Genomic DNA, 16076 nt, shown 5'->3' on the forward strand with positions numbered 1-16076 from the left:
GTTTTTTACAAAAATCCTTTTTTTACGAAACGGTTAATTGCTTCGCTGATACCCACTTTATTGATGGTTTTAATCGCCGAAGTAGACACTTTCAACGTAATCCAACGGTTTTCTTCAGGAATATAAAATTTCTGAAGTTGTAGGTTTGGGTAAAATTTGCGTTTGGTTTTAACGTTTGAGTGAGAAACGTTGTTACCTACCATTGCTTTTTTTCCTGTTAAATCACAAACTCTTGACATGACTTGTAAATATAGTTATTAATATCGTCCGCTTAATTTTTTTAAGAGTGTGCAAATATCTGAATAATAATTGTAAACGGCAAGAGGCCAGCTAAATATTTTCATATATTTTTAAAATTGTTTCGGGTTATTCATTTTGATACGATTTGACCATTTCAGGTTGTCAATATTTATTTAAATTAGCCGGTACTAATGATATATAAAACGAGCGATGCAAATTACATCTTTTGAACAATACGAAGAAAACTATAAAAAAAGTGTAGAAAATCCGGAGCAATTCTGGGGTGAAGTTGCGCAAAACTTCCAGTGGCGTAAACCCTGGTTTAAAGTTTTGTCCTGGAATTTCAAAGACCCTGAAATTAAATGGTTTGAAGGCGCTAAATTAAATATAACTGAAAATTGTTTAGACCGCCATCTGGCTACTAACGGAGATAAACCTGCTATCATCTGGGAGCCAAATAACCCTGACGAAGAAAGTGTTACCCTAACTTATAAAATGTTGCACGAACGCGTTTGCCGTTTCGCTAATGTTTTAAAAAGAAATGGGGCTAAGAAAGGCGATCGCATTTGCATTTACATGCCCATGGTACCTGAACTGGCTATAGCTGTTTTAGCATGTGCCAGAATCGGTGCGGTACATTCTGTTATATTTGGTGGTTTTTCTGCTAAATCTATAGCCGATAGGATTAATGATTCGCAATGTAAACTGGTTATCACCGCAGATGGCGCTTATCGGGGTAACAAACAAATTCCTTTAAAAGATGTAATTGATGATGCTTTAATCGGCTGTGCAACAGTGGAAAAATGTATCGTGCTTACACATGTTCGTACCCCGGTATCGATGTTGAAAGGCAGGGATGTATGGTGGGAAGATGAAGTTAAACATGTTAATGATATCTGTGACGCCGAAGAAATGGATGCGGAAGATATGTTATTTATCCTGTATACGTCGGGTTCTACCGGAAAACCTAAAGGTGTTGTACACACTTGCGGTGGTTATATGGTTTACGCGGGCTATACTTTTGCCAATGTGTTTAACTATCAACCGGGAGAAGTTTATTTCTGTACAGCTGATATTGGTTGGATTACCGGTCATTCTTATATTGTTTATGGTCCGCTTTCTCAAGGGGCAACTTCAGTTTTATTTGAAGGCATTCCAACTTATCCGAGTCCTTCGCGTTTTTGGGATATCGTAGAAAAACATAAAATAAATACATTATATACGGCACCAACGGCTATCCGTTCACTAATGAGCTTTGGTGAAGAACCCCTCAATGGAAAAGATTTGAGCTCCATACGTGTTTTAGGCTCGGTAGGGGAGCCTATCAATGAAGAAGCATGGCATTGGTTCGATGAAAAGATTGGACATGGTAAGGCCCCGATTGTTGATACCTGGTGGCAAACCGAAACCGGTGGAATTATGATCTCACCAATCGCAACGGTCACCAAAACAAAACCAAGTTTTGCGACTTTGCCGTTGCCAGGTATTCAGCCGATATTGGTTGACGAAAATGGTAACGAAATCGAAGGTAACGGAGTAAGTGGCAATTTATGTATTAAATTTCCATGGCCGGGTATGTTGCGTACAACTTATGGAGACCATGAGCGCTGCAAGCAAACTTATTTTTCTACGTACGAGAATTTATATTTTACCGGCGATGGTTGTCTGCGTGATGAAGATGGCTATTATAGAATTACAGGTCGTGTAGATGATGTATTAAATGTTTCAGGACATAGAATTGGTACTGCCGAGGTTGAAAATGCAATTAATATGCATGCAGGCGTAGTGGAAAGTGCTGTTGTTGGTTATCCTCATGATGTAAAAGGGCAGGGTATATATGCTTTTGTGATTAATCCGGAAATGCACGGAGAAGCTGACTTGACCAAAAAAGATATTTTACAAACGGTTACAAGGGTAATCGGTGCAATTGCCAAGCCTGATAAAATATTATTTGTTTCAGGTTTGCCCAAAACCCGTTCGGGAAAAATTATGCGACGCATCCTGCGTAAAATTGCAGAAGGCGATACAACTAATTTAGGTGACACCTCAACATTGCTGGACCCTGCAGTCGTTGATGAAATTATTGAAGCTTCTAAGAAATACTAGCCATCGGTTAATCAAAACAAAAATGCCAGTTAGAATAAACTGGCATTTTTGTTAGATGGATTTTTTAATAACCAGGATTCTGAACCAGGTTTTTGTTTGCATCCCGTTCTCTTTGAGGAATAGGGAAAACCAGAGCGTTTGAATTCCATGCCAGAGAACCAATATTTGTTTGGGTTCTTTTTGCATCATGCAGGGCAAAGCCTTCGAAAGCCAATTCTAACTTTCTTTCAGCTAAAATATTTGCAAGTGTTGCAGTTGTAGTTGTTAATCCTGCTCTGCTTCTTACAACAGCTAAATCCTGTAATGGCGTTCTGCCACCAATCGGGGCCGCAGGGGCTAAACGAACGTTAGCTTCAGCCCTGATTAAATACATTTCTGCCAATCTTATTACAGAAACATTTCCGTAAGGGTTTGCATATTTTGATGTGTACATATCACCGTCATCATAAAATGCATTAATTCTATCATCATTAGCCGCATATGTTGTTGTAATCCAATTCTGCGAAATTACCGCATCGCCTCTGCCTCCGTAAGATGAAGAACCATAAAATTCATTATAACCATTAAAACCTGTTAAAGTAGTAACCTGGATAGCAAATACATCTTCCGTAGAATTAACCCCGGGTGTAGAGCCCATCGTTGGAAAAGCATTAATAAATGAAGATGTTAAAGCATAGTTGCCGGAAGCAATTACCCTGTTAGCGGCCGCGGCGGCATCAGCATAATTTCCCATCTGTAAGTACAACCTGGCGAGCATACCTGCGGCAGAATATTTGGTTGCAAAGAAACCATTAGTTGCCGGTAGTTTTGCTTCGGCATCTGTTAAGTCGGCTATTGCCTGTGCGTATACTGCCGCTACAGTTGCCCTGCTCACATAACTTGCGTCTGTAACTGCGGTTGTTGGCGTTAAAACAATTGGAACACCTAAATTAGTTGTCGGACTACCATCATTATATGCCTTTCCGAATACTTTTACCAAATCAAAGTATGCAGCGCCTCTTATAAATTTTGCTTCGCCTTCTACTTTGTTTTTCTTTGCTGCATCAACTTTATCAATAGCAGCAAGTACATTATTAGCATCATTAATAGTCGTATAACCTGCAGCCCATACATTATCAACAAAAGTATTGGTTACCAAAAGCTTTTTATTGATGGTTTGCGTAAGTTCCTCGTAAGTTCCATACCATTCTATGGCATCTGTATTTGCTAAAAAATCAGCCATCAGGAATGGACGCCCGCCATAAAAATTTCTGCTGCCTAAGGCCGAATAAGTACCAACTAAGGCTACCTCAACATCTTTAGACTTAAGTAATGCCTGACTTTGTTCAATGGTATCAACCGGAGCGATATCCAGTGCTTTTTTGCAGGAAGATGCTGCGGCTAAGAGCATCGACGCAAAAAGTAAATTATATATATATGTCTTTTTCATAATGAATCTCTTTAAAAATTATAAGCCAATGTTTATACCGAATGATATCACTCTTGGTTGAGGCGCTGAATAGAAATCTACCCCCTGATTGATATTAGTCGACTGGTAATCCGCATTCACTTCAGGATCCCAACCTTTGTAACCTGTAATTGTTGCTAAATTTTGAGCGGTAGCATAAATTCTCAACCTGCTTAATTTAATTTTACTTAAAACTTCAGGCGTAAAAGTATAGCCTAAGGTTAAGGTTTTTAAACGAAGGTATTTACCGTCTGATAGGTATCTTGTAGAGTTTCCTGTTCCATTGGCATAAAATAATCGTGGTTCAGGCACTTGAGTAATATCGCCCGGTTTATTCCAGTAAGACATTTGGTCTGCAGTTTGATTGTCATAACCGTTAGATGCACTTGCACTCATATATTGACCACCTGCATTAAAGATTTTATTTCCGCTAACGCCTTGCAGGAACACACCTAAATCAAACCCCTTAAAAGAGAAAGTATTGTTAATTCCGAAGATGTATTTAGGATTCGGATTTCCGGCAAAAATTCTTTGTGCCTGATTGATGTCGTTTGTGGTACCTCTGTTTACATTACCACTTGCATCTGTTGTGTTCAGATAATAAATGGCATCGCCGTTCGCCGGATTCACACCTGCATATTCAGGTAAATAAAACACTCCAATTGGCTGACCGGCAATGGCAGCATTAATTTCATTGCTATTTAAAACCTGGCCACCTAAGTCGGTAATTTTATTGTTGTTAATAGAAGCTGTTAAAGCTGTTGACCATTTAAAAGCACCTACAAAGTTTTCGGTATTTATGCCCAGCTCATAACCTGTATTTTTAAGCTTGCCTAAATTCTGGGTTTTAGTAGAAAAACCTGTTGTTTGAGGAATAGGCACATCTAATAATAAATCGGTTGTGTTTTTCTGATAAAAATCAAAAACACCGCTAATCCGGTTTTTAAAAATGCCAAAATCCAATCCTAAATCAAGTTGTTTTGTTTTCTCCCAGGTTAAATCGGGATTTGCAATTCTGGTCGGAATCTGGCCAGCGCTACCGCCATAAGCGCCAGTACCGCTAAATAAACCACGGGCTGAATAGTTCCCGATTTCAGCATTACCTGTTAAACCATAACTTGCTCTGAATTTTAATAAACTAATAGAATTACTGCTTTTTAAGAAATCTTCTTCAGATGCAATCCATGCCAATGAACCGGCAGGAAAATAACCATATTTATGATTTGCACCAAAGCGTGATGAACCATCAGCCCTAACACTAAAACCAAGTAAATAACGATTGTTGTATTTATAGTTTGCTCTAAAGAAATAAGATAAAAAGCTGAACGCACTTTCGTTAGACGTTGCCGTAACTTTTGTTGCGGCACTTCCGAGTTTTATATAAGAGTCGCTGGGAAAATCCTGGCCCTCTAATGTGCTGTATTTACTGGTAGATTTTTGATAACTGGTACCTAAAACAGCATCAAACTGGCTTTTTTCCCCAAAGTTGGTCGCATAGGTAAAGTAGTTGTTTGTATTGGCATTAATTACGAAAGTTGAAATATTTTGTCCATCGCCATTGGCCGTTCCCGTATTCCTGAACGTTAATGAGCCATAATAGCTTTCCTCATTTTGATTCAGGTTATCAATTGAAAAGTCTGTACTGAATTTTAAACCTTTGGCAATATTTATATTGGCAAAAGCCTTACCAATTGTTCTGTAAACAGTTGCCTTATAAAAAGCATTGTCAATGCTAATAAACGGATTGTAATAAACCGGATAGTTAGAAGCAGCGCCCGGCAAGGTTCCGCTAACTAAACCAGAACGCGGATCGATAAAAGGTGTAATTGGTGATAGTGCAACAGCCTGTAACGGACTTGAAAAAGCATTGTCGTTTGATAATCTGTTGTTAATACTGTTAGAAAAATTTATGTTCACACCAACTTCAATGAAATCAGTAACTTTATTTGTCAGGTTTAACCTGCCGCTGTAACGTTTGTAACTATTTCCAACGATAATACCATCCTGGTCTAAAGCCTGTCCACCAATATAAAACTTCGTTTTTTCATTTCCGCCGGTTAGGTTTAAATCGTATTGTTGGGTTAAGGGGTTATCCTGAAAAGCAGCAGCTTCCCAGTTTGAATTAACTTTATAAGTCTGATAATCCGTGTTTCCGGCTGAATAACGGGTTAACCTGCTTTCTACACTTGTTGCATAAGCAGCCTTTGCTGCAGCTAAAGTGGCATAATCACCATTTAAGAAATCCTGATTGGCTGCGCCTTCGCCGGCTCTACGCATAATCTGAACATATTGTTCGGCATTTAAAAATTCACGGTGATTAGAAGGTGTGCTTACTCCACCTAAAGCACTGAAATTAATGGTTGTTTTTCCGGATTTACCTTGCTTTGTGGTAATTAATACGACACCATTTGAGGCCCTTGCTCCATAAATAGCAGAAGCTGATGCATCTTTTAAAACTTCGATTGATTCAATATCATTGGTATTGATGTCTGCCAGCGCGCTGGTAGGTGCCGATGTACTTGAAAAATTTCCGGATGTAATTGGAATACCATCTACAATATAAAGCGGCTCACTACCTGCCGTTACAGATGCAGCGCCCCTTACTCTTACTGTTATGCCTTGCCCGAGTTTACCATTCTGCGCAGAAATATTAACACCGGCAGCTTTACCTTGCAGTGCTTGTTCAAATGTGGTCACAGGCAGGTTTTCTAAGTCCTTAGAACTAACAGATGATTGAGAACCCTTTAAGTCTCTTTTCGACTGTGTACCGTAACCAACCACGACCACATCAGTTAACGTCGTGTTTTCTTCTTCAAGGCTCACATTAATTGTTGAACTGCCTATCGCAACTTCTTTGCTCTTATAGCCAATAAAGCTGAATACCAATGTTTTCGTATTAGCGGGAACTGATAATTTGTAATTTCCTGATGCATCAGTCTGTGTGCCTGTTGCAGGTGAACCCTTTACAGAAATGCTGGCGCCCGGAATTGGTTCCGCATTTTGGGTTGTTACCTTTCCGCTAATCACTTTGTCTTGAGCAAAGACAAAGGAAATTGCGCAAAAAGATAAAAATAAACTTAAGAGTAGTTTTTTCATCAAATTTTAGGTTTTAGTTAATAATAGTATGCTGAGTAACGCGTCATGCTTAAATATAACTAAATTATCAGGGATTCTTAATAAAAATTTTTGCTTTTTTCTTGAAATAAAACGAATAAAATCATCATGAAACAATATGTAACCCATATTTGTTATTAAGAAACAAAAACAAATATTTAATATATAAGGCGATAATAAAATGGATAAGTTAGAATTAAAAGGCAAATGGAACGAGATTAAAGGGAAAGTTAAACAAGCTTATGGCGATTTAACGGAAGATGATTTAACCCATGAAGAAGGTAAGGATGATGAATTGTTAGGAAAATTACAACAGAAAACCGGCAAAGGCCGTGATGAACTTGTAAAATGGATTAATTCATTATAAAAACCTGAATTCTAATAAACAGGCAATCAGTTTTGGTTGCCTGTTTTGTTTATATAAAATATGGCCGACCTAGCGAAAAGATTTTCCCAGAACCCAATACTGTCCCCGAAAGATTTAGCCTCAAGTCGCGAAGGTTTGGAAATTGCCTGTTTGTTAAATCCGGGTGTTTTTACTTTCCAAAATAAAACCTGGTTGCTCATTCGTGTTGCCGAAAGACCTAAACAGATAAATGGTGTAATTTCTTTCCCGGTTTTAACAGGCGACGGGATTGAAATTATTGCCATAAATGAAAATGACCCGGATCTGATTGCCGACGACCCTCGTGTAATTACCTATAAAGGAGCCGATTATCTGACAACACTTTCGCATTTGCGATTGGTTTGTAGCGATGACGGCATCAATTTCCATCAGCCCGAAGGTTACCCCTTATTACAAGGCGAAGGTCCGGATGAAGTTTTCGGTATTGAAGATTGCCGGGTAGCTTTAATCGACGGCACCTATTACCTCACATTTACGGCCGTTTCTGGTGATGGCGTTGGAGTTGGCATGCGAACAACTAAAGATTGGAAAATCTTTGAAAAACATGGAATGGTTATTCCGCCTCATAATAAAGATTGTGCAATTTTTGAAGAAAAGATTAATGGGAAGTTTTATGCACTCCATCGCCCGAGTAGTGTTGATTTAGGTGGCAATTACATCTGGCTGGCCGAATCGCCAGATGGGATTCACTGGGGCAATCATAAATGCTTAATCAAAACCCGGAAAAATAGCTGGGATAGCAAGCGTGTTGGCGCCGGCGCAGCGCCGATTAAAACGGAGAAAGGCTGGCTCGAAATTTACCATGGCGCAAACAATGAACATCAATATTGTCTGGGTGCTTTTTTAATGGATTTGGATGATCCATCGAAAGTATTAGCCCAAACGGAAGAACCAATTATGAAGCCAGCGGTCGATTACGAATTAAACGGCTTTTTTGGCCAGGTGGTTTTTACAAACGGGCATTTGGTTAACGGTGATGAGTTAACGATTTATTATGGTGCGGCAGATGAATTTGTTTGCGGAGCCAAATTTTCAATTCAGGAAATATTATCCAATCTAAAATATAAGCTTACTGAATAATATACATATAAGAAAAGCCTAAATTACAGCGAGCTAAAGCCAGATGTTATAATGCCAGCTGCTAACCAAATAAAATATTTAATTACTAATGAGATTTACTTTAAAAATTCTTTTAATAATCACATTTATAGTTCGCTATGGTGTTGTGAAAGCTCAGGTTAAGCAGTTAACCCTGAACAGGGTGGAAGAGATGGCTAACCTACCGCAGCCTTTACAAATTATCGACTGGAAATTAATGGCACAAAACTTCGATAAAACCATTTATGATTTTCAGGCTACAGGCGATTACTGGCCAATGATTTGGATGGACAGTACCAATAAAAATTTCGATCAGCCCGTTATGGGAATTTATACCGCTGTTGGTGATGTTCGACAAGGAAAGCAACACAATAAAGGTATGTTTCATGAAGCACTGGCCAATATGGGGTCTGTGTTGGGCGCCAGTTTAATCGGCATTGATAAAAGTAAACAGAACGGTATGAACTATGTCGCTATGCTGAAAAATTATTTTAACCGGGATACAAAATGGAACATTATGATGAATAATACCGCTCCGGAAGTTGCGCTTTTAGGCGGTGGTTATGGAAGGGATTGGTGGTACGACGTTTACCCAAATGTACTTTTTTACGCGATTTATGAACGGTATCCAAATGAAAAAGATTTCGACTGGATTGCTAAAAGTATTGCTGAAAAATTTTATAAAGCAGATTCTATTTTAAAAGGCAATTATAATTATTCGTATTTCGATTATGCACAAATGAAGCCTATGAAAAACCAAATTTGTGCGCAACAGGATGCAGCTGCCGGCCACGCCTGGGTTTTGTATGCCGCCTACAAAAAGTTTGGCGATAAGCGTTATCTGCAGGGTGCAATCAGCGCAATGACCGCCTTAGAAAACAATAAGATAAATCCAACATATGAATTATTAATGCCTTTTGGCGCTTACCTGGCTGCAAGGATGAATGTGGAACAAGGAACACGTTTTGATGTTCAAAAGCTTTTAGGCTGGACTTTTGACGGGACAGCTGTTTGCCGAGCGGGTTGGGGGATTTTAACCGGCAAATGGAACGGATTTGATGTTTCAGGCGTTGTTGGCAGCACAATGGATCATGGTGGTTACGGTTTTTTGATGAATACATTTGATGCCGCCTGGCCTTTGGTACCTATTGTTCGTTACGATCCTGCTTATGCGAATGCAATTGGTAAATGGATGCTGAATGCCGTTAACGCTTCGAGATTATTTTATCCTCAATATGCGCCCAAAGAACACCAGACCTTACCGCAATTTGCTACGGTTACAAAAGGTGTTATTGCTTACGAAGGCTTTGCCAGAAGTTCTACTTTTGATTCACTATATACAAATCTTAAAGCACCGGTTGCACAGGGCGACGGACCAAAATGGGTACCTGGCAAAAATCCTGAAGTTTCTCAGTTCAGCGTTTACGGTAGCAGTCATGTCGGAATATTTGGAGCAATTGTTCAAAAGACAACTGTAGAAGGTATCTTGAAATTAGACGTTCTGGCAACCGATTTTTATCGAAATAAGGCGTATCCAACCTATTTGATTTACAATCCATACAATCAAAATAAAATCGTCAACTACAAAATTAAAGGCAAAAAGAAAGTTGATTTATACAATGCTGTTGCGCAGGAGTTTATCGCAAAGAATGTATCACTCGCTGCCAATGTTTCGGTTGAAAAAAATAGTTCGGTTTTAATTGTGGAAACACCTGTAAATGGTAAAATAACCAAAGCTGATAATAAGTTATTGGCAAACGGTATCGTGATAGATTATCAGAAAAAATAGTCACCATTTCATGCGCTGAAAACAAAAAGCGATTCCCATTTCTGAGAACCGCTTTTAAACTTTATATTTTCGCTAATAGTATTTTCTGCTTTTAATAACCAAAAATCTGTTCTAAAGTTAAGGTTTTAACGTTTCCAAATTTCTGCATATCTTCTAATTTTACTTTTTTATCAGAAGCTACAATCAGATAAGTATATGGTTTGTTCGCAACTTTTTCATCGTGGAAAGCTTTAATGCTGGCGAAATTAATCGGCTTTAATTCTTTGTATAAATCGATTCTCGAATCGTAATCATAACCTAATTTCTTATCAGCAAAGTAATAAAAGAAAATACCGTCTTTTGTTACCCTGTTCGATTCGAGGTAAGTCAATACGTTAGATTTTGCGCCATCGAATGATTTATCACTTTGTGGCAAAACATTCAACAATTCGTTCATACCGTTAACGGCATCAGTCATTTTATCGGCCTGGCTACCAACATAAGCGACCATACTGTATTGTTTATCTGCTCTGTCGGGCATTTGGTAGGTTGCGTAAGTAGAATAAGCCAAAGCTTTTGATTCTCTGATGGTTTGGAAAACAATAGAACCCATACCACCTCCAAAGTAGTTGTTAAATACTTCTATGTTTGCTCTGTCCGTTTTGTTGTATAAGCCTGTATTTCTAAACCAACGAATTTCAGATTGAACCATATCATAGTTCGCAAAATATACCCGGTTACTATCCTGAACGCTGTAGGTATAAACTTTTGCCGGTGCAGCAGGTGTAAACTCTTTCGGTAATAAATGTTCTTTCTTAATATCCGCTGTAAAAGCGGTTACATCTTTCGGACCATAATAAGTAATTACGTGTTCGTAGTTTGTGAGGTTTTTTAACAGATAAATTAAATCATCTGCCTTCATGTTTTTAACATCCTCGTTCGAAAGCACGTTATTGAAAGGGTTTATACTGCCATATTGTGCATAAGAAGTTAAGCCAGACATGATTTGCCCTTTGTTTAACTTGTTGTTTTCTCTGCTTTTTAAAATTGTGTTTTTTAAATCGGATAAGGCTTTTTCGTTTGGTTTTACATTAGCAAAAATGTGCTCAACCAGGCTAACGGCCTTGTCAAAATTTTCCTGTAAACCGCTGATGCTAATCGTGGTATTTTCTGCGCCGACATTTAAGCTATACGTACAGGCGATGTTGTAAAATGCTTTACTAATATCTTCAGCGCTATATTTATCTGTGCTTAAGAAAGGTAAATAACTTGCAGCATAAGGTAATAATTTATAACTATTTGCGCCATGGTTAAATCTGTATGTCATTCTGAAAATAGAATTTTCACCATTCTTCGTTGTTAAAACATCAGCTATGCCAACTTTACCCATTACAATGTCTTTCTTATAATCTAAAAACTTCGGTTCTATTGGTTTTACCGGCGCTTCTAAAATATTTTTAACAAATGGAGACGTTAGATTGCCGTTTGCATTAATCGGCGTAATTGCAGGTTTTTCTACCTTAATGATATTTTTATCTTCGCCTTTATGTTTAAAACCGATTACATAATCATCTTTAAAATAAGTGTTGGCAAAAGCAATAACCTGTGCTTTTGTAATTTTAGCCGTTGCCTCAATATCGCCTAAGCTTTTATCCCATTTTGTTCCTCTGTTCAGAATAAATTCATTAGATAAATATTCTGCCCTGCTGTTATTGCTGTCGAAAGCCTGCAAAAAACTTAACTTTTGGTTGGCTACAATTGCTTTTATTAAATCATCATCAAACTTACCTTGCTTTAGTAAATCAATTTGCTCCAGTAATAACTTTGAGGCCTGCTCTAAACTTTGACCCTGACGAGGTTGTGCCGATAAATTAAACACACCATAATCTTTCATTTGCTGGTAGCTGGCGCTCGATCGTTGCGTTTTTTGCTGCTTATTTAAATTGATGTCAATCAGACCTGCTTTACCATTAAATAAAATGCTTTTTATTAAATTAAGCATTAAGCTGTTTTGTGTGTTTTCTGCAAAGCCGCGGTAATAAATTTCGACCATTTCTGCGCTTGGTCCATAAACATCAACTTTTTGAATTTTTGTTAATGGTTTTTCTGGAGCAGGATTGTAAAGTGTAACTGGTTTTGCAACCATATAACCGAAAGTGTTATCGATTTTTTTAATCATTACATCAGGATTAAAATCGCCTGTAAATACGGCAGCCATGTTATTAGGCACATAGTATTTATTGTAATAATTTCTGATTTCCACCAAAGATGGATTTTTCAGGTGCTCAATGGTTCCGATTGTTGTTTGCTGACCGTAATTATGTGTAGGAAATAATAAGGCCATCATCGCCTCATCCAACTTATTCGGATCGTTATCTAAACCACGGTTTTTTTCTTCGTAAACCGCTTCTAATTCTGTATGGAAAATACGGAAAATGGGTTTGCGGAAACGTTCGCCCTGGATAGCTAAAAATTTATCAGTTGCGTTCGAAGGAAAGTCTTCATTGTAAACGGTTTCTTCGTACCAGGTATGCGCATTGGAAGAATTGCCACCAATGCCCGACATCATTTTATCATATTCATTCGCAATAGAATAATTCGATGCCTCGCCTGAAGTTTTATCAATCTCCTTATAAATTTCTTTACGTTGAGCAGGGTCGGTTGTTTTATTATACTTTTCGTAAAGCGCATCAATTTTATCTAAATATGGTTTTTCTTTAGCCCAATCTACCGTTCCGAATTTATCGGTACCCTTAAATAAAAGGTGCTCTAAATAGTGCGCTAAACCTGTTGCATTTTTAGGATCTGTATTACTACCGGCCCTGACACTCATGCGGAACTGAATATTCGGCTCTTTATTATTCGGCGACAAAATAACCGTTAAGCCGTTTTTCAAGGTATAAAAGCGGGTTGAGGAAGGGTCGTTCGTTACATATTTGTACGTGTAACCACCCGAGGTGCCTGTTTTCCACTGGTAAGTTTGCGCTTTAACAAACGTACCGGTTACCAGAAAGCAAGCCAGCGTAAATAATTTGAATTTCATCTATTTGATTTTGGTTTATGATAACGATCACACATTTATAGCGGTAAAATAAAATGTATAATCGTATTTAAATAAGTTATTTATCCAAATATATATGCTTTATGTCATCGAATGAAATAAATTTTATTTCAAACTAAAAACATAGGACTGGTTTTTTTCTGCCACAGATTCACAGATTTTTACTTTGAAAATTAGGTTGATGATTATTGCATTTTCCTAATCTGGGAATCTGTGGCTACTTTGAACATCTTGAGGGATGAGGCTAATTTTTTGCCACAGATTTACAGAACTTTTATTTGCTTCTAATCTGTGAATCTGTGGCTATTTTATACATCTTGAATAAAATAAACAGATAAATTTTAGTTTAGTATAACAAGAATTTTTATAATCTGTATTTTTACCAAATGACAAAGCAAAGCACAAAACCTAATATTCTTGTTGTAAATGACGATGGTATTACAGCCACTGGAATTAAAAACCTGATGGAAGTGATGCAGGAAATCGGAAATGTAGTTGTGGTTGCGCCCGATAGTCCGCAAAGCGGAATGGGGCATGCAATTACTATTGGTAAGCCAATTCGTTTTGATAAAGTCGATTTATATCCGGGCGTGGAAATGTATAAGTGTAGTGGAACACCAGTAGACTGTGTTAAAATAGCCGTTAATAAAATATTTAAAGGTAAAAAACCAGATTTATGTGTTTCCGGAATTAACCATGGTTTAAATAATTCGATTAACGTTATTTATTCAGGAACCATGTCTGCTGCTGTAGAAGGTGCTATCGAAAAGATTCCTTCTGTAGGATTTTCACTCGATGATTTTGCCCAGGATGCCGATTTTGGTCCTAGTAAGAAATATATTAAAACCATCTGCGAACAGGTTTTAGAACATGGTTTGCCTGAAGCAACTTTGCTGAATGTAAATTTTCCGAAGGGAGATAATATAAAAGGTATTAAAATTTGCAGGCAGGCGAATGCAAAATGGGCCGAAGAATTTGAAGAAAGAACCGATCCTTATAAAAGACCCTATTATTGGTTAACCGGCGTCTTTCAGAATTTCGATAAAGGTGAAGATACCGATGTGTGGGCCCTTGAACACAATTATGCATCGGTTGTTCCGGTTCAGTTCGATTTAACGGCACATCATGCCATTCCGATTTTAAACAGCTGGAATTTTAATAAGGACGAAGTGGAAGACAAGAAGGAAAATAAAATTTCAGCTCCCGATGGTGTAAGCCTGGGCTAACGATTCGTAATGAATAAACAATTAGGTAAATTAAATAATTCTGTTTGGATTGGATTAGCAATCGGTTTAATCGTTCCCACCATTCTTTGTTCAATAGCATGGTATATTATAAATCATGTAGTTTATTTAGCAAAAGCAGACTTGCTTTATATTGGTGGCATTGCCGTAAATGCTTACCTGATGCAATACTTTTTTAAATATAATAGAGAAAATACAGGTAGGGGAATATTGGCTGCAACATTTCTATGTGCATTTGTTTTTTTCTATTATAAAGTTTTTTAGGATGGAAAAGGTAATACGTAAAATGGATGATGGAAGTGTTCAGGATATACTAATGTGTTACTTTTCATTTTATACTTCCATCATCCACCACCCATTTCCCAGTATCCATCAATTATGAAATACTACCTCGTAGCCGGCGAAGCATCAGGCGACTTACACGGCGCTAATTTAATGAAAGCGTTGAAGAATGAAGATGGAGAAGCTGTTTTCAGGTTTTTTGGTGGAAATAAGATGCAGGATGAAGGCGGGCAGTTGGTAAAGCACTACGCGGATATGGCTTTTATGGGTTTTACGGAGGTTTTATTAAATATCCGAACCATTTATAAAAATCTGAGTGCCTGTAAAAATGATATTTTGGATTGGCAGCCAGATGTTTTAATTCTTATTGATTTTCCCGGTTTTAATTTAAAGATAGCCGATTTTGCTAAATCAAACGGAATAAAGGTTTGCTATTACATTTCGCCAAAGGTTTGGGCCTGGAATCAGAAAAGGGTTTTGAAGATTAAAAAAGTTGTTGATCATATGTTCTGCATCTTACCGTTTGAGGTCGATTTTTATGCAAAATGGGGTATGAAGGTCGATTATGTTGGTAATCCCCTATTGGATGAAAAAGATCAATTTAAGCCCGACGTTAATTTCAGATCAAATTATAATATAAGTGACAGGAAAATTATAGCCTTTTTGCCCGGAAGCAGGAAGCAGGAAATAGAACGCTTATTGCCGGTTATGCTTAGCATAACCGATAATTATCCTGAATATGAATTTGTTATCGCTGCGGCACCAACTTTTAGCGAAGCATATTTTCAAACATTTATCGGTTCTAAAAAAGTCCGGCTTATATTTAACAATACCTATAACCTCCTTCAAAATGCACATGCTGCAATTGTTGCCTCAGGCACGGCTACGCTGGAAACGGCGTTATTTAAAGTACCGCAGGTTGTGGTATATAAGGGTGGAACAGTCTCTATTGCCATCGCCAGAATGCTTGTTAACATCAGGTTCATATCGCTGGTAAACCTTATTGTAGATAAAAAAATTGTGACAGAACTTATCCAGGAAGATTGTAACACTGAACGGGTTAATCTTGAAATGCAGGCAATAGTTGATGGAGAAAGCAGGAATAATATGCTGTCAGATTATAACGATTTACTGTCAATAATGGGAGCACCAGGCGCATCTGAAAAAACAGCAAAGCTGATTGTTAAATATTTAAAAAACCAGGAATCTGTTTACAAATGATGTTGGCAGATTCATAACAATTTAACTTGCTTACTGCGTTAATGGTAAACAAATTATAAGCCATTCCCGACCAAACATTAAAAATGTCG

At 37.7% G+C, this 16076-nt stretch carries 11 protein-coding genes; 7 read left to right on the forward strand and 4 right to left on the reverse strand.

Annotation, left to right across the window (positions count from 1 at the left end):
- Positions 1-5: 5 nt before the first annotated feature.
- The gene (rpmB, locus tag O0931_RS18075; RefSeq protein WP_025145121.1) at positions 6-239 is read right to left on the reverse strand and encodes a 50S ribosomal protein L28; all 234 of its coding nucleotides are present in this window, start codon (positions 237-239) and stop codon (positions 6-8) included.
- Between the two features lie 211 nt (positions 240-450).
- Here rpmB and acs point away from each other — a divergent pair, with 211 nt between their 5' ends.
- Positions 451-2346, forward strand: coding sequence for an acetate--CoA ligase (gene acs, locus O0931_RS18080; RefSeq protein ID WP_269416886.1), 1896 nt, complete (start codon positions 451-453; stop codon positions 2344-2346).
- Between the two features lie 64 nt (positions 2347-2410).
- Here acs and O0931_RS18085 read toward each other — a convergent pair whose 3' ends face one another.
- A complete protein-coding gene (locus O0931_RS18085) occupies positions 2411-3775 on the reverse strand; it encodes a RagB/SusD family nutrient uptake outer membrane protein (protein ID WP_269416887.1) in 1365 nt (454 codons plus the stop codon).
- An 18-nt stretch (positions 3776-3793) separates the two neighbouring features.
- Positions 3794-6889 (reverse strand): SusC/RagA family TonB-linked outer membrane protein, encoded by a 3096-nt coding sequence (locus O0931_RS18090; protein ID WP_269416888.1) that lies wholly within the window; start codon positions 6887-6889, stop codon positions 3794-3796.
- A gap of 199 nt (positions 6890-7088) precedes the next feature.
- Between O0931_RS18090 and O0931_RS18095 the strand changes: the two genes are divergently transcribed.
- The 3 genes from O0931_RS18095 to O0931_RS18105 all read left to right on the forward strand — a co-directional run bounded on the left by O0931_RS18095 (position 7089) and on the right by O0931_RS18105 (position 10200).
- Entirely contained in the window at positions 7089-7274 is a 186-nt protein-coding gene (locus O0931_RS18095; protein ID WP_219489440.1) for a CsbD family protein, read from the forward strand.
- Between the two features lie 60 nt (positions 7275-7334).
- Complete coding sequence (locus tag O0931_RS18100; RefSeq protein ID WP_269416889.1) at positions 7335-8393, forward strand: glycoside hydrolase family 130 protein; 1059 nt, start codon at positions 7335-7337, stop codon at positions 8391-8393.
- Positions 8394-8481: 88 nt separating this feature from the next.
- Positions 8482-10200, forward strand: coding sequence for a hypothetical protein (locus O0931_RS18105; protein ID WP_269416890.1), 1719 nt, complete (start codon positions 8482-8484; stop codon positions 10198-10200).
- A gap of 91 nt (positions 10201-10291) precedes the next feature.
- Here the strand turns inward: O0931_RS18105 and O0931_RS18110 are convergent, their stop codons facing one another.
- On the reverse strand, positions 10292-13222 hold the full coding sequence (locus tag O0931_RS18110) for a M16 family metallopeptidase (protein ID WP_269416891.1): 2931 nt from the start codon (positions 13220-13222) through the stop codon (positions 10292-10294).
- Between the two features lie 404 nt (positions 13223-13626).
- Here O0931_RS18110 and surE point away from each other — a divergent pair, with 404 nt between their 5' ends.
- The 3 genes from surE (at position 13627) to lpxB (ending at position 15987) form a co-directional block, all read left to right on the forward strand.
- Positions 13627-14466 (forward strand): 5'/3'-nucleotidase SurE, encoded by an 840-nt coding sequence (gene surE, locus O0931_RS18115; protein ID WP_269416892.1) that lies wholly within the window; start codon positions 13627-13629, stop codon positions 14464-14466.
- Between the two features lie 9 nt (positions 14467-14475).
- Positions 14476-14748 carry a stationary phase survival protein SurE gene (locus O0931_RS18120; protein ID WP_269416893.1) on the forward strand — a complete coding sequence of 91 codons (273 nt, stop codon included), beginning with the start codon at positions 14476-14478 and terminating at the stop codon, positions 14746-14748.
- 114 nt (positions 14749-14862) lie between these two features.
- Positions 14863-15987 (forward strand): lipid-A-disaccharide synthase, encoded by a 1125-nt coding sequence (lpxB, locus tag O0931_RS18125; protein WP_269416894.1) that lies wholly within the window; start codon positions 14863-14865, stop codon positions 15985-15987.
- The last annotated feature ends 89 nt before the right edge of the window (positions 15988-16076 follow it).

Origin of the sequence: Pedobacter rhodius, from assembly GCF_027213645.1 — a bacterium.
GTDB classification, from domain to species: Bacteria; Bacteroidota; Bacteroidia; order Sphingobacteriales; family Sphingobacteriaceae; genus Pedobacter; species Pedobacter rhodius.